30 protein-coding genes are annotated in these 26,143 nt (G+C 30.9%); all 30 read right to left on the bottom strand.

Annotated features, from left to right (window positions below; all coding sequences use genetic code 11):
- Positions 1–5: 5 nt before the first annotated feature.
- Positions 6–692, bottom strand: coding sequence for a head maturation protease, ClpP-related (locus tag EBB51_RS02950; RefSeq protein ID WP_123053081.1), 687 nt, complete (start codon positions 690–692; stop codon positions 6–8).
- Positions 689–1,930, bottom strand: coding sequence for a phage portal protein (locus tag EBB51_RS02945; RefSeq protein WP_123054962.1), 1,242 nt, complete (start codon positions 1,928–1,930; stop codon positions 689–691). Before EBB51_RS02945 ends, EBB51_RS02950 begins: the two co-directional genes overlap by 4 nt.
- A gap of 60 nt (positions 1,931–1,990) precedes the next feature.
- Complete coding sequence (locus EBB51_RS02940; protein ID WP_123053080.1) at positions 1,991–3,919, bottom strand: AAA family ATPase; 1,929 nt, start codon at positions 3,917–3,919, stop codon at positions 1,991–1,993.
- Positions 3,907–4,425: a hypothetical protein gene (locus EBB51_RS02935; protein WP_123053079.1), complete on the bottom strand. Its 519-nt coding sequence runs from the start codon at positions 4,423–4,425 to the stop codon at positions 3,907–3,909. The genes EBB51_RS02940 and EBB51_RS02935 overlap by 13 nt, the downstream gene beginning before the upstream one ends.
- On the bottom strand, positions 4,418–5,677 hold the full coding sequence (locus EBB51_RS02930) for a hypothetical protein (RefSeq protein WP_123053078.1): 1,260 nt from the start codon (positions 5,675–5,677) through the stop codon (positions 4,418–4,420). The genes EBB51_RS02935 and EBB51_RS02930 overlap by 8 nt, the downstream gene beginning before the upstream one ends.
- A 92-nt stretch (positions 5,678–5,769) precedes the next feature.
- Complete coding sequence (locus EBB51_RS02925; RefSeq protein ID WP_123053077.1) at positions 5,770–7,317, bottom strand: terminase TerL endonuclease subunit; 1,548 nt, start codon at positions 7,315–7,317, stop codon at positions 5,770–5,772.
- The gene (locus tag EBB51_RS02920) at positions 7,310–7,792 is read right to left on the bottom strand and encodes a phage terminase small subunit P27 family (protein WP_069678882.1); all 483 of its coding nucleotides are present in this window, start codon (positions 7,790–7,792) and stop codon (positions 7,310–7,312) included. The genes EBB51_RS02925 and EBB51_RS02920 overlap by 8 nt, the downstream gene beginning before the upstream one ends.
- 80 nt (positions 7,793–7,872) lie before the next feature.
- Positions 7,873–8,082, bottom strand: coding sequence for a gamma-glutamylcyclotransferase (locus EBB51_RS02915; RefSeq protein ID WP_123053076.1), 210 nt, complete (start codon positions 8,080–8,082; stop codon positions 7,873–7,875).
- 68 nt (positions 8,083–8,150) lie between these two features.
- Complete coding sequence (locus EBB51_RS02910) at positions 8,151–9,056, bottom strand: amidoligase family protein (protein ID WP_123053075.1); 906 nt, start codon at positions 9,054–9,056, stop codon at positions 8,151–8,153.
- A gap of 178 nt (positions 9,057–9,234) precedes the next feature.
- Complete coding sequence (locus EBB51_RS02905) at positions 9,235–9,546, bottom strand: DUF6329 domain-containing protein (protein ID WP_123053074.1); 312 nt, start codon at positions 9,544–9,546, stop codon at positions 9,235–9,237.
- A gap of 68 nt (positions 9,547–9,614) precedes the next feature.
- Positions 9,615–10,838 (bottom strand): site-specific DNA-methyltransferase, encoded by a 1,224-nt coding sequence (locus tag EBB51_RS02900; RefSeq protein WP_123053073.1) that lies wholly within the window; start codon positions 10,836–10,838, stop codon positions 9,615–9,617.
- Positions 10,828–11,268, bottom strand: a complete 441-nt coding sequence (locus tag EBB51_RS02895; RefSeq protein ID WP_123053072.1) for an RNA polymerase subunit sigma-70 — start codon at positions 11,266–11,268, stop codon at positions 10,828–10,830. Before EBB51_RS02895 ends, EBB51_RS02900 begins: the two co-directional genes overlap by 11 nt.
- A 224-nt stretch (positions 11,269–11,492) precedes the next feature.
- Complete coding sequence (locus EBB51_RS02890; protein ID WP_123053071.1) at positions 11,493–12,002, bottom strand: hypothetical protein; 510 nt, start codon at positions 12,000–12,002, stop codon at positions 11,493–11,495.
- A gap of 62 nt (positions 12,003–12,064) precedes the next feature.
- A complete protein-coding gene (locus tag EBB51_RS02885; protein WP_123053070.1) occupies positions 12,065–12,418 on the bottom strand; it encodes an HNH endonuclease signature motif containing protein in 354 nt (117 codons plus the stop codon).
- 210 nt (positions 12,419–12,628) lie between these two features.
- Positions 12,629–13,051 carry a DUF1492 domain-containing protein gene (locus EBB51_RS02880; RefSeq protein WP_123053069.1) on the bottom strand — a complete coding sequence of 141 codons (423 nt, stop codon included), beginning with the start codon at positions 13,049–13,051 and terminating at the stop codon, positions 12,629–12,631.
- 1 nt (position 13,052) lies between these two features.
- A complete protein-coding gene (locus tag EBB51_RS02875; protein WP_123053068.1) occupies positions 13,053–14,432 on the bottom strand; it encodes a DEAD/DEAH box helicase in 1,380 nt (459 codons plus the stop codon).
- On the bottom strand, positions 14,407–14,694 hold the full coding sequence (locus EBB51_RS02870) for a VRR-NUC domain-containing protein (RefSeq protein ID WP_190285312.1): 288 nt from the start codon (positions 14,692–14,694) through the stop codon (positions 14,407–14,409). The genes EBB51_RS02875 and EBB51_RS02870 overlap by 26 nt, the downstream gene beginning before the upstream one ends.
- A 296-nt stretch (positions 14,695–14,990) precedes the next feature.
- Positions 14,991–17,360: a virulence-associated E family protein gene (locus EBB51_RS02865; protein WP_123053066.1), complete on the bottom strand. Its 2,370-nt coding sequence runs from the start codon at positions 17,358–17,360 to the stop codon at positions 14,991–14,993.
- A 68-nt stretch (positions 17,361–17,428) separates the two neighbouring features.
- Positions 17,429–19,384: a DNA polymerase gene (locus tag EBB51_RS02860; protein WP_123053065.1), complete on the bottom strand. Its 1,956-nt coding sequence runs from the start codon at positions 19,382–19,384 to the stop codon at positions 17,429–17,431.
- A gap of 69 nt (positions 19,385–19,453) precedes the next feature.
- Positions 19,454–19,990 (bottom strand): DUF2815 family protein, encoded by a 537-nt coding sequence (locus EBB51_RS02855; protein ID WP_123053064.1) that lies wholly within the window; start codon positions 19,988–19,990, stop codon positions 19,454–19,456.
- 47 nt (positions 19,991–20,037) lie between these two features.
- Positions 20,038–21,174: a DUF2800 domain-containing protein gene (locus EBB51_RS02850; protein ID WP_123053063.1), complete on the bottom strand. Its 1,137-nt coding sequence runs from the start codon at positions 21,172–21,174 to the stop codon at positions 20,038–20,040.
- Complete coding sequence (locus EBB51_RS02845; protein ID WP_123053062.1) at positions 21,171–21,515, bottom strand: hypothetical protein; 345 nt, start codon at positions 21,513–21,515, stop codon at positions 21,171–21,173. The genes EBB51_RS02850 and EBB51_RS02845 overlap by 4 nt, the downstream gene beginning before the upstream one ends.
- A complete protein-coding gene (locus EBB51_RS13600; RefSeq protein ID WP_164468663.1) occupies positions 21,502–21,651 on the bottom strand; it encodes a hypothetical protein in 150 nt (49 codons plus the stop codon). The genes EBB51_RS02845 and EBB51_RS13600 overlap by 14 nt, the downstream gene beginning before the upstream one ends.
- A 214-nt stretch (positions 21,652–21,865) precedes the next feature.
- Positions 21,866–22,567, bottom strand: coding sequence for an antA/AntB antirepressor family protein (locus EBB51_RS02840; RefSeq protein ID WP_123053061.1), 702 nt, complete (start codon positions 22,565–22,567; stop codon positions 21,866–21,868).
- An 80-nt stretch (positions 22,568–22,647) separates the two neighbouring features.
- Entirely contained in the window at positions 22,648–23,082 is a 435-nt protein-coding gene (locus EBB51_RS02835) for a sigma factor-like helix-turn-helix DNA-binding protein (RefSeq protein WP_123053060.1), read from the bottom strand.
- Between the two features lie 196 nt (positions 23,083–23,278).
- The gene (locus EBB51_RS02830; RefSeq protein WP_123053059.1) at positions 23,279–23,506 is read right to left on the bottom strand and encodes a hypothetical protein; all 228 of its coding nucleotides are present in this window, start codon (positions 23,504–23,506) and stop codon (positions 23,279–23,281) included.
- A gap of 206 nt (positions 23,507–23,712) precedes the next feature.
- Positions 23,713–24,423, bottom strand: a complete 711-nt coding sequence (locus tag EBB51_RS02825; RefSeq protein WP_123053058.1) for an ImmA/IrrE family metallo-endopeptidase — start codon at positions 24,421–24,423, stop codon at positions 23,713–23,715.
- 18 nt (positions 24,424–24,441) lie between these two features.
- Entirely contained in the window at positions 24,442–24,810 is a 369-nt protein-coding gene (locus EBB51_RS02820; RefSeq protein ID WP_123053057.1) for a hypothetical protein, read from the bottom strand.
- A gap of 12 nt (positions 24,811–24,822) precedes the next feature.
- Positions 24,823–25,209, bottom strand: a complete 387-nt coding sequence (locus EBB51_RS02815) for a helix-turn-helix transcriptional regulator (protein WP_123053056.1) — start codon at positions 25,207–25,209, stop codon at positions 24,823–24,825.
- Positions 25,210–25,273: 64 nt separating this feature from the next.
- Positions 25,274–25,960: an ImmA/IrrE family metallo-endopeptidase gene (locus tag EBB51_RS02810; RefSeq protein ID WP_243103895.1), complete on the bottom strand. Its 687-nt coding sequence runs from the start codon at positions 25,958–25,960 to the stop codon at positions 25,274–25,276.
- Positions 25,961–26,143 lie beyond the last annotated feature (183 nt).

The raw sequence follows: 26,143 nt of genomic DNA, 5'->3' as shown, positions 1-26,143 counted from the left end.
CCTCCTTAATATTTTAAAAGTTCTAGTCTTTTATCTAGATTTTCAATTGATATTTTTGATTCATTACTATTTGTAGAAAGTTTATTTAAAAGTGCTTTATTAGTTATGTTTTTACTAAATACTTCACCTTTTAAATCTTTAATATCTTCTTTATCTTCAAACATTATTTTGTCTGCAAATCCAAGTTCCACAGCTTTCTTTGCATTGAACCAACTTTCAGCATCCATAAGACTTGCTATTTTATTTCTTTTAAGTCCTGTTTTTAATTCATAAGCATTGATAATGCTCTCTTTTACTTCATTTAACATATCTATAGCCTTATTCATTTCTTTTGTATCTCCACTTACAATTGTCATGGGGTTGTGAATCATCAACATTGCAACAGGAGATATTTCAACTTCGCTTCCTGCCATTGCAATTACTGAAGCTGCACTTGCTGCAAGTCCATCAATTTTAACAGTTACATTTCCACTATAGTCCATTAGCATATTATAAATTTGTGATGCTGCAAATACATCTCCACCTGGTGAATTAATCCAAACTGTTATATCCCCATCATCACTTATTAATTCTGCTTTAAATTCTTTAGGAGTTACTTCATCTCCATACCAAGTTTCCTCTGCAATAGCACCATCTAAATATAGAGTCCTACTTCCTTCATTCTTAACCCAATTCCAGAATTTCTTTTTCATGATTTATCCCCTCCATTTCTTTTATTTGCAAATGCACCTGCCTCTTTTAACTTTGTCATATTTCCATTTACAAGATATAAATCTCCTCCTTCATCAATTGGAATTGGATTCATATCTTCAAGTTCTCTTATATCATTTGAAGATAGCCATCCATTTTGTCTGCCAACTGCATAACCCCTCATTCTGCTTTCATAATCTCCACGAAGTAAACCATCTACATTAAACTTTACAAAATATTTTCCTTTTTCTTTTGGACTTAATAATGATTTTTGTATAGCCTGTTCCCATCTAATTACCCAAGGGTTTAAAGTATATTTTACAAACTCAAGACTTTGCTGCTCTATGTTCGAAAAACTAGATCTATCTAAATCCCCAATCATATGTGGTGGAATACGAAAAAGACGAGCAATTTCATCTAACTGAAATTTCCTCGTCTCTAAAAACTGTGCTTGATCTGGTGGAATTCCTATACTTTGAAACTTCATCCCTTCCTCAAGTACAGCAATTTTATGTGCATTTTCTGTGCCTTTATATACTTCATTCCAACTATCCCTTACTCTTTTAGGATCTTTAACTACTCCTGGATGTTCAAGTACACCTCCTGGATTTGCTCCATTTGCAAAGAAACTTGCTCCATATTCCTCACAAGCTATACACATTCCAACCGCATTTTTAGCCATAGCAATTGGAGAATATCCTATTAATCCATCAAACCCAAGTCCTGAAATATGAAGCACTTCATAATCTCTTAAAATAACTTGACCATATCCTTTTCCATCATCATTATTCTTGGTATAAATATAATAAATCTCACCATTATCTGCTCTATTTACAGTAATTTTATTAGGCAGTAGCGGATACATGGCTAAAATTTTATTTCTACCATCTCTTATAATTTGCGCATAAGCATTTCCCCATAATAAAAGATGACTCATAAGTGTTTCTCTAAACACAAATGAAGTCATCTCTGGGTTTGGCTCATCATGTAATAAATAATATAAAGATTGATTTATAGCTTTATTTTTCCCACCATCTTCACTATATTTATAAAGATGAAGTGGAAGTGAAGCAATAGACTCTGCAAGAATTCTAACACAAGCATAAACTGCAGTAGTTTGCATTGCGGTTCTTTCATTAGCAACTTTGCCACTAGATGTTCCACCGAAGAAAAAACTATATGCAGAACCTATAAAAGTATTTTTAGGCTTATCTCTTGATTTTCTTTTAAATATTGATATTTTAATTTTGAACACCTCCTAAAAATGGGCATAAAAAAAGCACCTCAATGAGATGCTTTTTTATATATCATTTTTCTCTTTTAGTAAGTATTTTTGATCGTCTAACTTTAAAAACACCAAATCTTTATATTCGTCAGGATAGGTATCTATTCCTGTAGTTAAAATAATCTGATATTTTATCTCCGATTGTGTTTTTACTTCGTTCGCTTTTGATAACAATGTAATATTTTTAATTAAATTTTCCTTATCAATTCCCTCTTTATTGGGAGTATCTATCATAAGAAATTTAGGAAAATTTACTTCAGTTTGTAAACTTTGAATTAACATAGTTAAAAAAAACATTAGCCTTTTGGGAACAGATGCACTCCTCTCACGATATTGGCTAAAATTAATATTAGGCATATAATCGTCACCAATATATGCTGCATAGCAGTGAGCATCCGCTAATTTCATCAGTTGAAGATAGATATCGCTAAAGCTACTTTTTCTGTTTAACATATCCTCTTTTGCTGCACTCAGATATACCTCTGTTTCAATTTTTAGAGATTCAACCTGCTTACGCAACTTTATTAATTCGACACTAATATTTTCTCTTTTTTGAGCCAATTCCTCTGCCTGCTGTAATTCAATAATTTTTGCATTCAATTCACATTCCCTGTTATCTAACTGTCTAATATATGCTGAATTATAGTCACATGTGATGTTTTGCATTAATTCATTGATATAGTTCTTTACATTTAGAATTTTATTATCCAGAGTTACTGTTTCTGAAACTATATTTTTCATCTTATAATTTTTTTTATCAAGCAAATTACTTAATGAACTAATAGCCTTCTTCTTAACTTTTAAAATATCAAAATATTCGTGATCTGTGTAAAAAAACTTTTCATACTGCTCTTCATCAACATCTTCACCACAAATACATTTTCCTTTTATTCTTTCAACATCTCTTAAACAATAAGGACATGTATTAGGCGAAAATAATTTTAATTTTTTATTTACAAGCCGAATTTTTTCTATTTCCTGTAATTCTTTTTCCGCCTCATCAATGAGAAATATTATTTTATCAATGGATTGATTTATAGCACTCTTAGCTTGAATTAAAGTATCTCTTTCACTTTGATATTTAGCTAAAATATTTCTTTGTTCATCTACAGACTTTAAGATTTGATTAGAACTACCTTTCTGACTAATTGCAATGTTTCTTTCAGCATTTACTTTTTTACGCATATTTTCATTTTCAACAATTAAAGCCTTGATATGAACTACATTTGATAAATCTTCGCTCAAAATTTCATTTAAAAAGTCATCATAGCTATCCATTATCGCTTGATTTTTTTCAAGTTCTTTAGACTTAAGTTTATAATTTCCCAATGCTGAATAATATTTATTATATATTTTACCCAACAATACTTCAAAAATAGCTTTTCTAATTTCTAAAGAATCTGATAAAAAGTTTGAATTGTCAGCTTCTTTATATATTTTATCAACCTCTGTCAATTGGTCATGATAAATAAGTCTCATTAAATCTGAAAAGTTTAGTTTAAAGCTCCTAGTCCCTTGAACTATATCAAAAACATTAATACCTAGAGTACCCAAAATCCAATCTGAAAATACCTTCGTATCTTTATCTGTCTGGTTTCTAAAAACACAAGTTTCAGTTACATTTTTATCTTCATCTACAATAAATATGATGTTATCACCTATCGTTCTTGTAAGTTCATATTTTTTATTGTTTATTTCAACCTCTAGTTCAACATAATTATCTTCGTCATTATAAATTTCTGTATGCTTATTATTAGCATCCTTATCATTTTTATTAAATCCGGGTACTTTACCACCTAATCCATAATATATTAAATTCATAAATGTACTTTTTCCATGTCCATTTACTCCCTCTAATATAACAATCCCATCTTCTAAATAAGGTGACTCAAAATAATATTTTTTCCCATTATATACAACTTTTCTAACAGCTAAATTTCCCATTTTGTTACCTCACTATATCCAAATATCTTAGTCTGTAAAGTGTCTATCTTAAGACTTCTTAACCTTTTAATTGCTCGTTTTATTACTAAGCTCTTTTCTAAATCATCTTTTAGAACTCCACTTTTTATTAAATTATTAATATCTTTATTATTTAGTAATAAAACATCAATGTTACTGCTTTTAGTGTTTTTTTGAAGTTTTACAATATCCTGTTTTTCTAAGAAAAACAGTACTCTCTTTATTACTGATATATCTAATTTTGAATCACAAAATATTTTTATAGCTTTTTCATTATCAAATATATCCTGTTTTTCGCCTTTTATAAGTTTGTTAAAAAAATAAAAATTGTTATCATTCTTTATAAATTCAAATATAATTCCTAACCTTCTGTAATCTTCGAAAGGTTTCACTTCACATTCTAAAGCCTTTAATATTGAGAGAATTTTAATTGTAATAAAATAATAATCTTCTTCTAAAATAAACATCATTCTTTTTTTACTATTCATTTACGCCTCTCCTCTCATCAAATGCTAGATAACATTCTTGAAAAAGTAATAGTATAGTTTTTCTAACCATGTCCCTATCCTTAAACGGCACTCTATATGTCTTAGATTTATCTATAATAAGTTTTTCTGCTTCATCAGTTAAGTTATCCAAAATCTCATTAATCTCATCTTGTGTAAAATTAGTCTTTTTTTCTTTAATAGCTCGTCTTACTATTTTTCTACATACTACATAAACCCTATAGTTATAAGCCTTAATTTCTCTTATTTCAGGATAATGTTTCTGTTCAAAAGCTCCATCAATATATTCTTCTTCCAATTCTTCTAACATATCCTTATCGTATGCTGGACTAACTTCTAAAATTTTATCATTTATGTCCCTTACATCATCGCACTTAACTGAATCCCACTTCAAATGTGTTGGATCTATTTTTTCAACAACCTTTGCATCTCGTGCAAAATCAAGAAATAAAAGTTTTACTTCTGCAACATGTACAACTCTACGTAAAAAATCTTTTTCAAAAGTTCTAGATTCTATCATATCTAATAATGATGCAATAATTTTATCAACGAATTTAACTTCTATGCTGTACTGAGAGCAAAGTTTACTAACTGTCTCATAAACATTTTTGCGAACTTCATTCTCGTCTCCTTCTCCAAAATTCCATTCAATTAAATCAAAAAACTTTTTCCACTGCTCACCAGTCATAGAATTTAAAAGTTGCTCATAAGTATTAATATTTTGTGTATGCTTTTTATGTTGTTCAAGATAGTACTCTTTAAATACGGGCAATACAAATGGAAGAGCTTTATCGTAGTTTTTATCCGCTAATAATTTTAATAAAGGCTCTTTGGGTAAATCTTCTTCTACTTTTTTTAATACTCCAACTTTATTTTCTTTAGCAATCTTAGTATTTGTATAAAAAACAAACTGAATACATTCTGAATCTTCTGTAATTCCCCTCCAATTATCAAAAAATATTCTTAAGGAGTTCTTAACTTCATGGCTATTTATTGAAAACAATGAAGAATAAGACTTGTTTTGCTCTGTTGTATAAGATATTTTTTCATTGCTTATATCCACTTCAAGTACATCATCTATGTATTCAATAGTACAGAGAACTGCTTTTTTTCCATCAATAAGTGCTCGTAACAATCTCTCTACCGCTCTTAATTTTTGTAACCCTATTCCTTTAAGACTAGCATCAGCATCAGTATTAATCTCTTCATCTTTTTTTAATAGATTATTCAGCATCATTTCACTCCTATACATATTCACAAATTTACAAGTTTATTAATTAACATATCTCTTTTTTAAACGTATATAGTAAAATAATACCACATCATTCATAAAATTAAAATTCCTCTCTCATCATAAACACTACCACCAATTCCACCATTTCTAATACTTCTATCCAAAGCCATTATTAAAGCAACTGCACCATCAATTTTTTCTGTACTTTTCTCTTTATCAGGCTTTATGTTTCCTGCTGGGTCTTGCTTTATAAATATATTATCCATCATCCATCTAAGTACTGGATTTCCTCCATGTGCTATTCTTTCTTCTAATGTTAATTTCATTAATTCTTTTGATGGTGGGGACATATCTTTATATCCTTGTCCGAATGGTACTACTGTAAAGCCCATACCATCAAGATTTTGCACCATTTGAATAGCTCCCCAGCGGTCAAAAGCTATTTCTTTTATGTTATATTTAATTCCTAATTCTTCGATAAAAGTTTCTATGAATCCATAATGAACAACATTACCTTCCGTTGTTTTTATAAATCCTTGTTTCTCCCACACATCATATGGTACATGATCCCTTCTTACTCTTAGTTTTAAGTTATCTTCTGGTATCCAAAAGAAAGGTAAAACTATATATTTTTCAGCATCATTTCTTGGTGGAAAAACCAAAACAAAAGCAGTAATATCTGTAGTACTTGAAAGGTCAAGTCCTCCATAACATTCTCTGCCTTTTAGTGAATCTATATCTATATTAGAATCACACTCGTCCCATTTATCCATTGGCATCCAACGAGTGGATTGTTTTACCCATTGATTAAGCCTTAATTGCCTAAATATATTTTCTTCAGCTGGATTTTCTTTTGCACTATTAAAAGCATTTCTAACTTTTTCTATATCAATAGTGTGTCCAAGTGATGGATTAGCTTTATACCAGTTTTCTTCTGATGTCCAATCATCCTCATCTTTAATTCCATATATAACAGGATAAAAAGTAGAATCTATTTTTCTGCCTTCTATAATATCCATAGCCTTTTGGTGTTGCTCAAAACATATAGAATTTCTATCTGTTCCTGCTGTAGTTATTAAAAAGAATAAGGGTTGAGTTCTAGCATCTCCACTTCCCTTAGTCATAACATCAAATAGTCCTCTGTTTGGCTGACTATGGAGTTCATCAAATATAACTGCATGAACATTTAAACCATGCTTTGTGTAAGCTTCTGCTGATAATACTTGATAATAACTATTTGTAGGTTTAAAGACTAATCTTTTAACTGACATTATAGGTTTTATCCTTCTTTTTAAAGCCGGACATTGTTCTACCATATCAACAGCTACATCAAAAACTATAGACGCTTGTTGCCTATCTGAAGCACATCCATAAACTTCTGCTCCCCATTCATTATCTCCGCAAGTCATATATAGGGCAACTGCTGCTGCAAGTTCTGATTTACCATTCTTTTTTGGTATTTCAACATAGGCTGTATTATATTGCCTGTATCCATTAGGCTTTATGTTTCCAAAAATATCTCTTATAATTTTGTCCTGCCATGAAAGAAGGTCAAAGTTTTGTCCCTTCCATCTGCCTTTTGTGTGTTTTAAACAATTTATAAAATCAACAACATATTGTGCCTTTGCTGCATCATACATTCTTGCCACCACCCTTAAATAGCAATAATTCCATCTTGTCATCTTCATTTTCATTTGAATCTGTAATAATTCTACTTCTTGAAGATGGAGTAAGACCAAATTGTTCACAAAACTTATTCATTATTTTCAAATAAGTTTGTGCTATTGAAACCTGTGGTACTTGCTGCCAATAACCAGATGGAGTTTTTACTATAGCACCATGTTTTGTAACAAACTCCTCAGCTTCCTTCCACCTTGCATAAGCCTGGCAATATCCTGCAAATGCTGCCATATCTATTTCTGTTAAAGTACCTAGGTGCTCCATTTGCTTTGCCATTCTTCTCCATTCTTTTTTTGCATCATCTTCTAACCAACTTGGGCATCTTGGCGCTTTCTTTTCTGGTTTAGGTTCATTTTTATTTAATGGTCTTTTACCTGGATTACCTTCAATGATTTTAATTGCAGTTGGTTTTGGTTTTCTTCCCCTTTGTGCCATAGTTTTCACCTCCAATCTTTAAAATCTATAACAAAAAAGAACCTACTGTAATTTAGTAAGTTCTTCATATAATTTTCTAATTATTTACCTCTTATGCCTTTGTAATTATAGTTACCTTTTTTAATTTCTTCATGGTCCGCCTTAACTGCCTTTTCATAATCCTTATCTTGTTTTTCTTTTTTATGGCACTCCATGCAAATGCACTCGGTATTAAACATTGACATGATCCTTCCATTTCCTAAAGAACCACCACATCTATCACAAGTTTTTTGTGTAAAAAATTTATCCATAAATAACCTCCGCTACTTTAGTTTATTTTTAATTTGGAATCTATAAAACTTTCAAGTGATTTCTATTTTCAAGCAATCCTTGGTGTTCTAAATGCTGAATCTCCATCAAGAGATTTCATAAGGTGCATTCTGCAATTTTTAAATTCATCTCCTATAAGCCCAAGTCTAAGAAGCCAACACCTAAAGGTATATTTTTCATTATCAGTATTGGTACGTTTTGCACTTGCACTTTTTTGTTTTAATGCTTGGTGGCTAATGGCTAAGCAAAAAACTATGTAACTTCTAATTTTTCCTGCGTGCATAGTCCCATTAAAAAGTCTAAACTCAATAGTTCCTTTTGTAAAAGTACTATGTAAATTTAGTCCATGATATCTGCTTGTATGGTAGTGCCTTCTCCTATTCTCAACGCCATAATCGCTATACCAAATATCTGCAAGCTCCTTTAAATTCTTAGGTTTCTTTTTATTTATAGTTTCCATCAAATGATTATTAACCTTTTTGCAATATTTAACCCTAGCTGGATCAATTTCAAGGCTTTTATAAATTAAATCTTCCTTTGCTGCTATAAGATTAACTAGATTCTTTAAAGTATTTGGAGTATGTCCTTTTGCACCTATATGAATATGAATTCCACATTTCAGCTTACTTTCGCTAACTGCTCCTGCATGTCTAAGCTTTCTTATAAGTTCTTGCAAGATTTCAATATCTTCATACTTTAGAATAGGCGTTACAAGTTCTACACTATAACTTTTATCTGCTGAAATAAGTGTACCCTTTTCTTTTTTCATTGTTTCAATACTTGCATCACTCATTATTTTCCAGATTCTTTTATCTGGTGCTGTTACCTTATAGGTATCATAACTATCATAGTTTCTTTCGATTTCTCCATTTAGAAATTTTGAAATAACTTTTGAAGCTTTTTCTCTTGTAATTCCTGTCATTTCAATTTCTACACCAATTGTTTGGTTCTTCAATTCTTTTCTACTCCTTTCAAAGTGTGTTTATTACCTTTTGGTAGTGTACATATTACCTCTGAAAGGTGTGTATATCCAGTTATATATGCAAGATTCTATCAAATAAAATATATATTTTTTATGGACTAATTTCTATAATTACAGCATAAGAAAAACCACCCTTTAGGTGGCTTAATTTCTACTTTTCTATTGCTGTGTATCTTGGATAATCATAACCTTCTGAATCTACTAAGATACTTTTATTTGTTTTTGTATTTTTAACTCTTATGCATCTTAATTCCCCTTTTGAATTGCATCCACCATCTTCTTTTGTTATCCAATTTTGATCTCTGCAAAAGTCTTTTGCAAATTCTTTGAATTCCTCATCACTTAATTTTATTTCTTTTGTAACTTCGTAAAGTTCTCCTTTCATTCCATCTTTCTTAGCTTCTTTTGTAAGGTAGTTAAGTTCCTTTAAATTTAAAACCTTTCTTCCAAATAATGCTCTCATTTTTAAACCTCCATGTGTGTTTTCGTTACATACATATATCACTCTAAAGCACACATATAGCAAGGGTTTTATTCACTTTTTTCAATATCTTTATAAGAAATTTTTTCACCATTTCTTATAAGAAATATGACTTCATCACTATCTACTTGTCCTATATATCTCTTAACAATAACATCAGCATATTTTTCATCAAGTTCTATAGTATAGCAAATTCTATCTGTCTGCTCACAAGCTATAAGAGTTGAACCACTTCCTCCAAAAGGATCTAGCACAATAGAATTTGTTAAACTTGAATTTGTAATTGGATATGCAACTAAAGCTATTGGCTTCATTGTTGGATGATATTTTGATTTTGTAGGTCTGTCAAAATTCCAAGTGGTCCTTTGCTTTCTATCTCCGTAAAATTTATGTCCTGCAGTAGGTTTCCATCCTACAAGTACAGGCTCATGATTATATTGATAATCACAACGTCCTAATACTGGAGAATTCTTTATCCATATACAAGTTTGATGACAAAAGAATCCTGCATCTTTAAAAGCTACTCTAAAATTAACTGTTTCCCTATCAGCATGAAATACATAAATAGAACCTCCGTCTGCAAGACTTTCATACATACCCTTATAAGCATTAAGAAGAAATTCATAAAACTTTTTATCTTCCATGTTATCATTTTGAATTTTTCCTGCTGCTCCTTCATAGGAAACATTGTACGGAGGGTCTGTTACAACTAAATTTGCTTTCTTTCCTTCCATAAGTTTTTCATATGTTTCAAGTTTTGTGCTATCACCGCATATTAACCGATGTCTTCCAAGCAACCAAATATCACCATTCTTTGTTATTGGAACTTCTGGTGGTGCTTCATCAAAACCATCTTCTTTCACACCTTTAGGATGAAGTTCATTAAAAAGTTCATCAATTTCTGGTGGCTCAAAACCTGTAAACTCTACATCATAATCAATTTCCTGTAGATCCTTTATTAAATCAGCAAGTAATTCTTTGTTCCATTCACCAGTAATCTTATTAAGAGCAATATTTAGTGCTTTTTCTTTGGTTTTATCAATATCTATTACAATGCAATCTATATCTTCATAACCTAATGTTTTTAAAACTGAAACTCTTTGATGTCCTCCTATAATTGTCATATCAGAATTTACAATAATAGGCTCAACATATCCAAATTCATTTATGCTGCTTTTAATTTTATCAAATTCTTTATCTCCTGGTTTTAATTTTTTTCTAGGATTATATGCAGCAGGAACTAAATCTGAAATTTTTAATTTCTTAAATTCCATTTTCCTCATCCCTCCAAAATCTATCTTTAATGTAGCAGTTGTGGCTACAGTATTTTCTATTTTTATTTCCATAAGCACTAAATTCTTTTCCACAGTAAGCACAGGTATATTTATAAAATGCTGTTTCTTTTCTATTTCTTTTATCTTGATTTTCATTCCACCATTTTCTTCTACAATCATCAGAGCAAAATCTTCTAATTCTGCCTTTACCATTTTGCTTTAAGGGTTTATCACAATAGACGCAAAGTAAATTTCTTTTCATCTTTTCTTCAAAATTTAGAGCAACAACACATGAATTTCCTTCTAACCCATTACGCTTACAAAACCCTCTAACGCTATCTCTAGTTAGATTTAAAAAGTTAGCAATTTTTTTATATCCCATACCTTTTAATCTTAGTTCTCTTATTTTTTCTTTTTCATCACTTGTCATATGAGTTGCTCCTTTCATTAAATATTAAATCTTTACGCAATAAAAAAAGTAACCACAACACTTGTAGCTACTTAATTTAAACTTTATATTATGCGATTTTTGCCTATCCCCCTTGTTTAATTCTGCGAAAATTCACACGTGAGGGGGCGGCGGTCCTTGGCATGTCCTCTTTAGAGGTTTGAACCCCCCTACCCATAAAAAAATCTCATTCACCCTAATATTTATTATTCTTGTTTATAATTAAACTTAGTATTTATAAATGAAATTATACTATACATTTTAAATGGGTCCTGTACTGTAAACTCGTCAACGTTATTATATACCTTAACTTTAATTTTAATATCAGGTCTACAATCTTCCAAGATCTCTATGTTCCCAACTTCTTCATCTTTAAAAATAATTGATTTTAAATTTTCAGTGTTTACAACTTTTTCAAGTACCATACCATCTAATAAATTTTTTCCAATAACATTAAACATCTCTTCTTCCATACTTAAAACTATATCGGACTTTATATCTGATAGTTCTTCTAATATTGAATTCAAACTAGCTATCCTACGTTTTATGTTTTGTTGATTTGGTTTTAATGCATCCTCTATTTCTTTTAATTTTACTTTTAAACTATTAATTTCATCAATAGTTTCTTTGTTTTCTATGCTACTTTTCTTAATTTTTTCAATTTCTTCTTTTGCCCTGTTTACTAATTCTATAATATCTCGCTTCCTAGATTCCAAGAAAACACCCTCAAAATAATTGATATACTATATAATTATTTTTATTTACACCTAATTATTCTTTAATATTTAAATTCTTGATACCTATCTTCTGTCATTGTCTTCTTATCATGACACTTTTTACACAAAGGTTGCCAGTTGCTCTTATCCCAAAACAATTTATAATCTCCTCTATGAGGAATAATATGATCAACTACTGTAGCCTTTGTTATCCTACCTTGTTTTTTACACTCAACACATATAGGATTATTTTTTAGAAATATCTTTCTAATCTTATTCCATCTGCTATCGTAGCCACGTCTTCCAGCACTTTCTCTTTTATTTCTATGTAAATTCATATGTTTTTCACAATATTTATTCTTTGTAAGTTCAGGGCATCCTGGATGCCTACAAGGTTTTAATGGTTTCATTGGCACTTTATTTCACCATCCTTTATTTTTATGCATAGAAAAAACCCTCCAGAGTTTTACCTCCAAGGGCTTTGTTATCAAGAATGCTGCGTTTCCTAAGAATCGAATCGATATAACATCGGCATATACTACAGCATATGGTGCTCTTAATTTTTCTATGCTTTTACACTTTATATTATATCACTTATACTGGGTGGCATTCAGTCTTATTTAGTCTCATTTAGTCGCAACTTTTAATTTATCTATTTCTTTTAATGCTTTTCCATGAATTCTAAATATTGAACTTCTATCATATCCCATAGATGTTGCTATATCATCCCAGCACCTACCATTAATATATCTCATCTCTAAAAGCAACTGGTAATTCAAATCACTAAGTTTATTTATAGTTTCCATAATTTCTTTCTTGAGATCCACCAGTTTATCAATATCTTTATTAATCTCATATTCTAAATCAATAACCTTTACCATTACATTTTCCATTGGACTTTTACTATTAGGTCCGCCTGATACTCTTTCTTGTGTAATATCTGTATTTACTTTCATGGCTAAACTCTTTAAGGATTCTAATTGCTCAAGTTTACTATCTATTCTTTTATCAAGCCAAACAGCTTGTGATAAATATTCTTTTGCATTCATATTAGGCTCTCCCTTCCTGCTTTTTAATTCTTGCTTTAACTGCATCAATTAAAGCAGTTTGACTTGTATCTTTATTTTCTAAAGCTTGTATAACTTTTTCATCTACTGTATATTTTGCTATGATATGGTGAATCACCACAGTGTGCTTTTGTCCTTGTCTATATAATCTTGCATTGGCTTGCTGATAAAGTTCTAAGCTCCAAGTAAGACTAAACCAAATAATTGTACATCCTCCTTCTTGAAGATTAAGCCCATGTCCTGTAGATGCTGGATGACATAAAGCAATTTGTATTTTTCCTTCATTCCACCTTGCAATATCTTCTGAAGTATTAATTTCTTCTACCTCAAAACGTTCCTTAATTCTATCTTTATCATGTTTGAATCCATAATACACAAGAACTGGTTTACCATTAGCTGCTTCTATTAAATCTTCTAGTGCATCTAATTTTTTATCATGAATAAGTTTAACATCACCAAACTCATCATAAACAGCACCACTTGCCATTTGCAGAAGTTTATTAGAAAGTACTGCTGCATTTTTTGCATCAACATCACTATCCTCAAAAGGTAATAATAAATCTCTTTCAAGCTTACGATATAGTTTCATATCTTTTTCTGATAGTTCCACCATAACTTTATTAAAAATACACTCTGGCATTTTTAAATAATCAAGAGCCTTCATGCTAATGCATATATCTGAAATTTTCTCATATATCCTTTTTTCTGCATCTTCATTAATAACATAATCTGCTGGAATAACTCCATTTATATATTTTTGTGGATGAAAATATCTGTTGCGGTAGCCAGTAAAGGTTCTTCCCAGTCTCTCTCCACCATCTAAAAGATAAATCTGACTCCAAATATTTAATAAACCATTTGGTGCAGGTGTTCCAGTAAGACCTACAATTCTTTTAATTTTATGTCTTACTTTCTTTAATGCTTTAAACCTTTTAGCCGATGGAGATTTAAAACTTGAAAGTTCATCAATAACTACCATATCAAAGGGCCAATCATTTTTATAAAAATCCACAAGCCATGGAACATTCTCTCTGTTGATGGTATAAATATCTGCCTTTTTATAAAGTGCCATTATCCTATTTTTCTTACTTCCTAATATCTTTGAAAGCTTTAAATATTTTAGATGCTCCCACTTTTCTATTTCATCTTGCCATGTAGTGTCAGCTACTCTAAGTGGTGCAATTACTAAAACTTTTGAAACATCAAACATATTATACATAAGTTCTACAATTGCAGTTAAAGTAATTACACTTTTGCCAAGACCACATTCTAAGAAAAGTCCTGCTGATTTATGTTTTAATATAAATTCTGTTGAAAAAGCTTGATATCCATGTGGCTTATAATCTACTTTTTTCAATTTCATCTATAACACCTTCTATCTCTTCTTTCCTATCTATGCAATAAACTAAAAATCCTAATGATTCTAATTGTGTTTTTCTTTTTATCTGAAGAGGTCTCATTTTCTTTCCAGGTGCTTTTAATTCTACAAATGCTATTTTACTTTTAGGTAGGAGCACCAAACGATCTGGCACTCCATTGACACTCGGAGAAATAAACTTTAATGCTAGTCCACCTCTTGTTTTCACTTTTCTAATTAATATCTTCTCTATATCTTTTTCTCTCATAACTTTTTTACCTCCCATGCTTTTTTCTATAGCTGAGATTATGATTTTTACCTTCCATCTTTTGTTCTTAAAGGCTGTTTCTTAGGGTTTTAAACTCTTACGCGTGCGTATATATACATGCGTACCCTATATACTCTATATATAATATACATACATACTCTATAATAGAGATAAGAACATAAGAACTAATATATAATAAGCCTTTGTTTTATCTGTCTTTAGTACAAGTTTTTAAAATGTACCTGTTTTAATCTTAAGTATCTTAGAAACAATTATTTAGTTCTTGTAAATCTGCTTTAGTTTTCATCTCTTATATATGTTAACTGCGGACCATAAATAGGAATTCTCATTTTACCAAATTTATTACCCCTATAACGCTTCCACCCTCCTATTTTTACTAAAATACCTTGTATTTCAAAAGAATCACTTCTTTTTATATCTTCTTTCTTTTTACCAAAACATTCACACCAAATCTCTTGAATGCATACCCTCTCTCTTTTTACAGTACCTACTAAAGTTTCAGCTCCAAATTCGCTGTCACCTACTAAAAAATTACGCCTTTGAAATAAGTCCATATTATCCCAATTATCTGGTAAAAGTGTATTTAAATAATCTCTAACAAGACCTTCACGATCATCTTCTTCCATAGCCTCTTGCTGATGCTGATAAGCCATTACTGCTGATTCTCCTTTTAAGGTTAGTTCTTCTCCTGCTTTATACTTTACAATTGCCTCTGCCCAAATTTGATTAACTTCATTTTGTGTAATATCTTCCCAAACACTCTTTTTACCTAATTTAACCTGAACGGGCCAAAATCTTCTGTTACCTGTAACATCTCTTAAAAAGCCTTTTTCTGCATTAGTAGTTCCAACTATAATGCACTGTCTTGGATGGTTTTCAACAGTTACTCCATAGCTTTGTCTAAACTTATCATCTGTTCTAGTTATAAAGGATTTAACTGTTTCAACATCCATTTTTCTAAGACCTGCAAGCTCTCCAAGTTCTAAAATCCAGTATCCTTGAAGTTTTTCTGCAGCCGCTTTATCTCTCATATCTGATATAGTTAAACTGTCAGAAAACCATTTTCCTGCAAGCTTAGAAAAGAACGTAGATTTTCCAATACCTTGATTGCCATTTAAAATTAAGACATAATCAAACTTTATGCCTGGTTCATATATTCTAGCTACTGCTGCAACTAAAGTTTTTCTCATAACTTCTTTTGTATAAAAATTATCTTCAGCATCAAAATAATCAATAAGAAGTGTATCTAATCTTTCTTCTTTATCCCAATTAGGTAGTGAATTAAAATAATCCTTAATTGGATGAAATGCTCTTTCTGATGCTCCTGCAAGTAGTGCATCTTTGAACTTTCCTGGAGACCAAATACCATATTTCTTATCTAAATACACTTTGGCATAAGAAAGGTCTGAATCATTCCATCCCTTTTTTACTTGTTTCCATGGAAGTTCTCCATTAACATCTATGGTATGAGATAACTCATTATAAGCAATAGATTCAAACATACTGTCATGACGAAATATTTCTGTTATGTTAATAAGAGTATCTTTAACTGTTCCATTTTTATTAAGTTCTAAATTAAGCTCCCACTCATTATCATTTTTAAATTCTTCCAAAGCCTCTTCTTCACGTTCTTTTGAAAGTTGCCTTTTCACCTTTTCATCTTCTCTGCAAAATTCCACCATTGCTTTATAAGATGGTAATTGTTTCTTTTCATCTGCATCTTCATCCATATCTCCATAAAGGTGAATTCTTACAAGGTCAAATGCATTTAAAAGTTTGTTGCAGGCTGGATCTGTAGCATGATGAGAATATGCATATTTATTATCATAAATAATAACTCCAGCTGCAGAATCAGCAGGAATATAATCATACCTATCTGGAATAATACTAGGTGCATAAATATCTGATAAAAAAGTTTCTATAGCTTCTATAATTGCGTAACTTCTGCAAAATGCTCCTACCATACCTTGTTTCTTTAAAGGATTTTCCTGCTTTTTCATAGTCTTTTCAATAATAGCTGTTTGCCTTGAAGATACAGGCCATGAAGATGTATCCTTCCAATCTTTATATAAAGAGAGAATATTATCAGGATTTAAAAATTCTCCATTAATAACTTTAAAGAAATACTCTCCATCAGATGAGGTGCTAGGAAAATACATCAACCTATTTGGTTCATAAGTAGTATCATCAAATAATTCAATACCAATTTGCTTTGCTATCATTCGTGATATAGCTTGATACTCATCTGCATTTACAGTTTTTGATAAAGGAATAATAATTCTAAGCCTTGGCTTATCTTTGCTATGCTTATGAGTAGAATAAATACAACAAGCATAATCATATAACATTTCAATATCTGAGGTTATTACTTCTGCATCATCTGCATAATCCATATCTAAGGTTAACATGGAACGTGATAAAACATTTTCTTTTTTACGCCTACCATCTTTAAGTTCTCCTGCTACAAAACCACCTACATCTTTTACATTATCCTGCTGAAATTTTTTCATTTTTCTATACTCTGCTTGGGTTTCACTTGTAACAGTTGTATGGGAGAGTTTTTGTGCGAACTCCTCCCAAGTTACTGATTGTTTTTTCCATAATTTATCTTTACGGCTATTGCCAGTTGAAATAACAAAATTCATGATACTGTTACCTCCTCTTTCTTCCTATATTTTCTCTATGTTGTACTTTCCTTTTGTTAAGTACATACTTAATCTTTCATATAAAAATTGCATTCATAGCCATCTGCTTTTAAGGGTAACCCTTTTACCCATTTAGGTGATTCTGCCATAATTGCACACATTTCTTCTACAGAACCTTCTCCTATAGGCACTTCACATATAGCTTCATCATGTACGTGGGCAACTATTTTATACCCTGCTTTATCTAATCTAAGCATGGCTTCTGCTAATAAATCTCTTGACGTTGCTTGCACAATATTTTCTACAATTTTAGGTCCATAAGTTTCTATCCTCTCCCACTTTTTTGTTGCTCCAATGCCTTCATAAGTAAGTCCTTCTCTACCAAATTTATTTAATCCAATCCTAGGTTTTACATAAACAAGATTTCTTCCAGATGGCAAAGTAACAAATAACATTCCACTTTTATAGGTAAAAATAATACCATGGGTAGATGCTATGCCTCTTTCCTTTACTGCTTTAATAGCTACCTTATCAACATCCCACCAAAACTTCACAATATGAGGATTTGCAGTTCTCCAATTATCAATAAGCCCTTGAAGTTCAGATTCCTCAACTCCCATATCTAAAGCTCCCATAGATTTTAATGCACCAACACCGCCGCCATATCCACAAGCCAATTCTGATATTTTCCCTTTCTGCCTTAAAGGACTTCCTTTAGTAATGCTTTCAATAGGTACATGAAACATCATAGATGCAGCTGCTTCATATATTTTTCCATGTGATGCAAAGACATCAAGTCTCCATTTTTCACCAGCAAGCCATGAAATTACTCTTGCTTCTATTGCTGAAAAATCTGCTACTATAAAACGATACTTTTCTTTAGGAATAAAATTAGTTCTAATAAGTTCAGATAACACACTAGGTGTATTTCCAAATAAAAGTTCTACATCTTCAAATCTACCTTCTTTTATTAAATCTCTTGCAAGAGTTAAATCCTTAAGATGATTTTGAGGTAGGTTTTGGAACTGAACTAAACGCCCACTCCACCTGCCAGTTCTATTTGCACCATAAAATTGAAATAATCCATGAACCCTGCCATCAGAGCAAACTGCTCTTTCTATAGCTTCATATTTTTTCACACTAGTTTTAGCCATTAAAAGTCTTAACTTTAAAGCTTCAGCAACTTCTCCTTCTGTTTCTTCCACTAAATCCGTTACGGCTTTTTTTGAAAGGCTCTCCACTTTAACTCCACGTTCTTTTAACCATCCTTTCAGCTGTGCTACAGAGTTTGGATTTTCAAGTCCTGTTAACTCATAGGCTTTTTCTGTAGCAGCAACTGTAAACTGCCTATCACAAGAAATAGCTTCTTCCTCTAATTTTTTATCTACTAATAATCCAAGATCATTTATTTTCTGATCTAGTACATAAAATTCTTGCTCTCTTTCTGGTATAGGATACTTCTTTAACTTCTCACGAATGGCAAGTTCCACTTGAACATCTCTAACATTATACTTTTTAAATAACTCCCATTTTTCTGGAGCATCCTTTGGCATATTCCTTGTTCTTCCTCCATTAGCTGCAGTAGCTCTACAAGGTGTACAAAAATATCTAATTAATGCTTTACCTTCATCCATTTTCTGCTCATCAAGTTTTAACACTTTGCCTACTCCTGCTAAACTAAGTGGTAATCCTAGCATTGAAGCCTGTACCTCTGTACAACTCCATGAAGATGGATGAAGGTATATATTTTTATTTAATAATCTTGAAAGGTATGTCATTAAACAAATCCTTTCAAACTGAGCATTAAAAGCTGTTTTTATAACATTATCATCAATTATTGCATCTATAATAAACTGTGGCAGTTTTTCTCCACTAGCCATATCTACTACTTCTACTGGTCCACCATCTATACTGTATCCAAATAACAAAATATCAAAGTTTACACTATCAGCATAACGATACACACCACATTTACTAATATCAACATCAGAAAAAGTTTCTATATCTATAGATAATATTTTCAATTTTTCATTACCTCCTTATGCAAGGCAAAGAGCCAATAAGGCTCTACCTGCATAAAAGTTATTTTATTTTTATGACATAAAATCATCATCTTCTTCTTCAATTTCAAAGTCATCCTCTGCTCTACTATGACCACCTAAAGATTCCCCATCTCTAAGCTTTTGAACATTACCAAGACCTGCTGCAATTCCACGATTTCCATTTACATTAAAGGCATAAAAATTAACACTTACCTTTCCATAACATCCACTATAAACTTCACTTCTATCAAGAATTGGCTGTATTCTTTTATCTACAATCTGAGGTGCATCTTTTGAATTTGTATTTATAAAATAGCTGTTTTCATATGCTGGATCATCTGGTCTGTCAATATCTCCATCTCTTAGTGGAGTTTTTAAGTTTTTAGGAATCTTTCCTCCAAACTTACCTATACCTTCTTTTTTAGCATCTTCAACAGCCTTTTGAATCATAGTTAAAGTTTTCTTATCACCTTTAGGTATAATTATAGAAACACTATACTTAGGCTCACTTCCATTAATACTTTTTGCCTCAAATAGATTTGTATAACTTAATCTCCCTGGTATTACCACTTTTGAATTTTTACTCATAACAAAATCCTCCTAATATTTTAAATTCAGCTATTTTAAGCTGTATATTATTCTTCAACTTGAAACTCTGCAGCTACTACATCTACTGCATTTCTTTTATCTGTATCTAAAACTAATGTTAATTTACCCTTTGGCTTTTCTACAAAAGAACCTAAGATATCCTTAAACTTTTTCTTTCCCATTAACTTTTCCATCTCAGTTATGGAAATTAAGTTCTTCTTATAAATATCACTATATCCAGCACCCTTTGCAGCTTCAGCTACAGATTGTTCATCTGTATATTTTCTTCTAGTCCTTCCTTCTACAAGTTTAAATCCATCCCAATTTTTGCCTTCATTAATAGCAAGTGCTGTAGCATAGGTATAAATATCACTTGCCCACTTAGAAAGTTCTTCTGCAACTCCCATAATTTCAGCTATTTCATCATCTGAAAGTAATGTTGGGTCTGAAAATTCATATTTTAAAAGTTCTAAATTTTTAACTGCTCTAGCTCTACACTGATTTTTAGCTTTGCAAAACCTACAATGTTCTCCTGGACAAAATTCCCCTTCGCCTTTTAATGCTAATTCTGCTTTTGGTTTTAGTTCCTCTTCTGCCCACTTGAGAAGTTCTTCTACGGTTATTTCATAAGTAGAAAAGTTATCTACTCTTGGCTGAACTATAGTCATAGTAACTTTTTCAATGTCATAAAGCATATCAAATAAAGATAAAGCACCTAATGCATAAAGCATCATCTGTGGATTTTTTTCTGCAGATACTATAACTCCTCTACCATATTTAAAATCTATAACATGAAGTGTACCTGTTCCAGCTATCACAAGGTCTCCAGTTCCAAAGCCACCTTCAACATAGTCACTAAAATCTAACTTTTGCTCAATTAAAATCTGAAGGTCCTTGCAATTTTCCTTAGCCTTTTCTATAATTCCTAAACAGTATTCTACATAAGTATCTGTATACTCGTCCATTTCATCTGAATCATACTTACTAACAGGTTTTCTTGACCTCATTTTTAAAGCTTTCTTTAACTTATGTTCAGCGAGATCATGTGCCGCAGTTCCTTCTTCTGCATAAGTGCTTGTCTCATTTGGAAACTGCTGTTCTAAAAGCATTGAAGGTGTACAAGCTAAAATTCTATGAGCTGCTGAAGGTGAAAATTTAGAATGCTCATTATAAGAACCACTCATTTTATTTCACCAACTTCCTTAAGTACATCTGCATAGCACTTTGGCTCAAGTGCAGTTAACTTATTTGCTCCATACTTTACTATAATTGCTTTAACTTCTTCTCTATGTCCTTCACGATTTTTCTCAGCCATAGCTGCTCTTACTTCTTCTAGAGTTGGTTGTTTTTGCGCTTGTGAATCTTCTTTATTTTCTTTAACATTAGACTCTTTTACTGCATTTTCTTTTCCTTCTACTTCTTGTGAATTTACTGGTTCATTTAATACTTTTGTTAAAGTTTCTAAACTCCCAGTAATACCCTTTAGATTTACTATAATGTCTTGAATTATTTTAGTTTTGTTCATGCTTTACTTCTCCTTTCTTATTTTCTTTTTCACTTTGTTCTATTAATCTTGTAGCTAATCTCTTAGATACAATACTTATTGCTGTAAGAACACCAACCATTTCCTCTTGCATTTCTTTGTTTACATTTGCCTCCATATCTTTTTACTCCCTTCATTTTTTTTAATTAACCCCTTCACTTATTAGCCAATAAAGAGGTATGTTTTGTAACCAAAATTTAAAAATTTTATTAGTTCTTCTTTTCAAAATAATAAAAGTTGCTTTATTCCTGGAGTATTACTCAAATTTAAGTAATACTCCTCAGTTATTAACCTTTAAAAATACATTTTGGGTCACATATGTTTGAAAATTTTTATATAGATGATCCTTTTATTAAAAGCCTAAAAGTTTCTCTTCCTTTTGGAGTAATAAGTGTCTGTGTACCAACCCATCCTGTTCTTTCATTTTTTACTTCCTTAATTTCAAACAATCCATCATTTTTATCTGCATAAGGCTTAAGTTTTTGTTTTTTATCACGATAGACATATCCTATATTTAGAAGAAAACTAATAAATGCTTTTTCCTTAACCTTTAATTCTTTAGCTGTATCTCTAAAATTAGTAAGTAAATTTCTATCTACTAATTCATCAAAATATTCAGTCTTGGGTTGCATATTAGTATTAGCAACTAATAATTCTTCATTTTCTATCTGTAGATTTTTTATTGTTATATCTGCCATCTTTAATGCTCTAGACATAACCATTTCAGGTGTATTCCATGCCTTTTCTATAGAAAGAAAATACTGACGTGCCATTTTTCCTTTTTCCGTTCTTTGAATCATACACAATTCCTTTGCCATTGGAATTGTAAGTTCATGATCAGTTGATGGTCTTCCACCGCATACATGTGTTTTACTCAAATTTGAGTAAAAGTCCACACCCTCTGTAAATCCATATTCACACATTCTTTTAAACCAATCATTATATCTAGTTTCTACTTCTAAAAATTCATGTAATTCTCTACCAGATACCGTTGGTTCTTCTTTGCTATAATCTACTTTAACTAATTCATTCATTTATATAACCTCCGTATATTGTGATGGGAGATAACCCCCTCACTTGTTAGCCAATAAGGAGGTATGTTTGGTAACCAAATTTATAAAAAATATTTTTTAAGCTTTTCTAAAATTTTTTTATGTCTTTTAACAATAGCTACATGAGAAACGTTTTCTTCTTTTGCGACTTCTCTTACTGTAAGGTTTTTATAATAAATGCTCTTTATAAGTTCTTGCTCCTCACAATCTAGTTCTTCCATAGCCTTCTGTAAAATAAAAAGCATTGCCTTATCACAGACAATGTCTTCTACAGCTTGGGCATCTTTAAAATCTAATCCTTTATCTATTAACCTTTCAACAGAATCCTCTTTACTATCAACAAAAGTAACCTTTTGTTTCTCCATATCTACATCAATACGTCCTACCTTTATATCATTTTGCATATATCTTTCACGTCTTCCCATTTTATAGTACTCTTTATAAAGTTCCTCACTTACTTCCACTAACTCTTTACCTATTTTAATAACTCTTTTCATTTTATTTACCTCCTTGAATTTTGGAATTTAAAACTGTATTACTGATGAAAATGCTGTATTTACACATGACTTGACCCAAAAAAGGGCAAAAAAAATAGCCGGAGAAATGTCCTGCACTGAGAAATAATTCTCAATTTGCATTGACATTTCAATCCGGCTATCAAGCAGCTCACAAGGGATTGTATTTATTGAATTTTTAAGATAATTCTTTAGTTTTCTGTTTATAAATTAATTTACAAGTTGCTTTCATTTTTTCCATTGTTTCTTTATCTACATATGGACTAACAATTGAACCAATATCAATTAAGATAGGTTCTTTATAATCTCTACATTTAGTTGATATTAGAAAGGAATCTTTTTCAATAATAATTTTAAATAGTAACTTTTGGTGTTTTCCTTTGTCTCTCACTTCTTTTAATACCATAGGCACCTCCATTTTTTATTCATTTTATGTCTTGTAGGCTTTCAAGCGAACATTGAAGTTAAAAAAAATTGTCGTTATGTGTCATGTCTGCATATAAGCGAACATAAGGAGTAAAAAAATAAGACCTACACTCTATTCGTCTTTTATACACTTATATTAGTGTGTATAAAAGATAACAACATAAACTAACTCTATGCTATTATCCTTTATAACAAAATCTCTAAAGTATTTAATCTTATTTCTGCCGCCTGTTTTGACACTTGGAAAGTTGATGCTAATTCATTAATAATAAATTCTTTTACCATCTCTGGACTAAATCCTTTCCACATAAAATCATTAATTTTCTCCCCTACTAAATAAGTTTTTTTAAGTTCATGTGTTTTCTTTTTAAACATAGATGATGGCATCAAAATTGCAGCTGCTAAATTATCTGCTTGCCATTCAACCCATTCATCTGGTGTTTTAGGTTTGTATGGTTTATCTTTTGGGCAACGACATGCCTTGGCTGATGTTTTCTCTTTATAGGATAGAGCCATAAATCTTAGCTGATGCTTGTCCCAATGAACTATCTCATGAGCAATAGTAAATCTTTCTCTACCTCTGGAATTTGGCTCAGAAAGATCACTTTCTACAAGTAAAGTTCCTTTATTATATTTTCTTCTAATGCACTGGTTTTGCTCCTTATCATATAATTCTACTAACCCATCAGAAAATATCATCATGCCTAATATATCATAATTTCTATCAATATTTACATAATCAATCTCAAGATTCATTTCTAATTCTGCAATATCTTCTACTGGTATAGGCATAGGTTTCTCTAAAGCTTCTGGACAGTACTTTAGCAAAAATTTTGTTGCCTCTTTATCCATATCCTTTTTATATATAATTGGCACTAAATCTTTACTTAAATTCATTAACATATCCCCACCTTTTTACTTGTTATAGGCTTCAATTTCATCTACAGTAAAATCTTTTAATGTAGCATTTTCTAAGATAGCACTACAACTTAGCTTAAACCACTGACAAATTGACTCTGATATGTTTTCATTATAAGCATAATCACTAATCTGAATATTGCAACTAACTAACATATTAAAAGTTACATCTTCTTCATCTTGATTAATATCAAAAATTCTTAAAACATCAATGCTATCAAGTTCTGCTTCTAGCACTTCCTGAACAACATTGGCTCTTAGAGTCAAATCATATTCATCATAATTGTTTGTAATTTCTGCTTGCAAAGAATTAAATATATCTCCATAAAAATTATCTTCAATCATCTTTTTAAATATCTCATTCACAAACAAGCCCCCTTATTCTTCCTCTTCTAAAGCCTTTATAAAATCCTTCCATGCTTTTTCTGTAACGCCACTTTTGCCTTCGACTTCATCCATTTTACGAGCTTTTCTAAGAGCAGTTCTAGCTAAATTACTTTCTTTTATATAATCTGGTAAATCCATAGGAATTTCATCTCTATCCTCTGAAGCTATATCTATCATATCATCCAATTCACCATGAGACAGACCTAATATATTAGCGATTTCTTGAAGTTTGTTAATGTTAGGTGGATTTCTTCTACCCTTTTCAATGTCACTCCAATATGCTGGAGAAAGATCCAAAAGTTCTGCCATTTTTCTTAAACTAATCTTTTTTTCTTTTCTTCTCTCTGATACAAACTCTCCAAATTTGTTTGGACTCATTCTTTACACCTCCCTTTTAACTAGCAAAACATGCTAGTTTATATAATTAAGCTTTTTGTTTATTTTATACAAGAAAATATTGATGATTTCCTTGTTCTTCACGTATGAATCCTAAATTCTTAAGTCTTATTTTAGCTGCAGTTACTGATACATCAAATATATCTGCTAATTCATAAGGTAATAAATCTGCCCATAAATCTTTTTCAAAATCAGAACCTAATTCATAATAGCATTTTTCCATTCCAACAGATATAAATTTATCCCTTGTAATCTTTACAAATATTGACTTAGGCATTAACAATGCTGATGCCATTGAATCAGCTTGCCATTCCATCCAATCATCATCAGTTACTAATTTTTTTCTTCTAGTACTTTCGATATCACTAGTACGACATTTTACAACTGGCTGTTTTTGATCTTCCATAAAATCAAATAATGATAATTGGTTTTTGTCTACTAGATACACTTGTCTATGTATAAGCCAATGACTTATTTCATGCATTATAGTAAATCGTCCTCTTCTTAATTGATCTTCATTCAAAAGGCTATTATCAATAAGAACCGTTCCTTCATTTACAGGTATTCTTTTAGCCTTATTATTCTTAGCATCATACACTGGTATATTACAATCATTAAAAACTGTCATACCTAATATGGATTGATTATGGGTTAAATCTTTATAATCCATTTCTAATTCAGCATAAAATTCTAAAAATTCCTCAACATCTAAAGCACTTGCTTCTTTTAACATTTTAGAATTATAATCATTAATTACTATTTCCGCTAAATTATCAATTTCATCTTTTGATAGAACGGGAACACCATTCTTTTTTTTGTTTAAAGTCTAAGTTAATCATTCCATCGCCCCTTTCATTGTTGCGTGTATGCTTGTATGAGAACATTATACATCTCCAAATTATTCCTGTCAATATAT

This window comes from Clostridium sp. JN-1 (assembly GCF_003718715.1).
In the GTDB taxonomy this organism is placed as follows: domain Bacteria; phylum Bacillota; class Clostridia; order Clostridiales; family Clostridiaceae; genus Clostridium_AV.
Note: the sequence above shows the minus strand (reverse complement) of the source record. Positions and strands in the feature narration are given on the sequence as shown.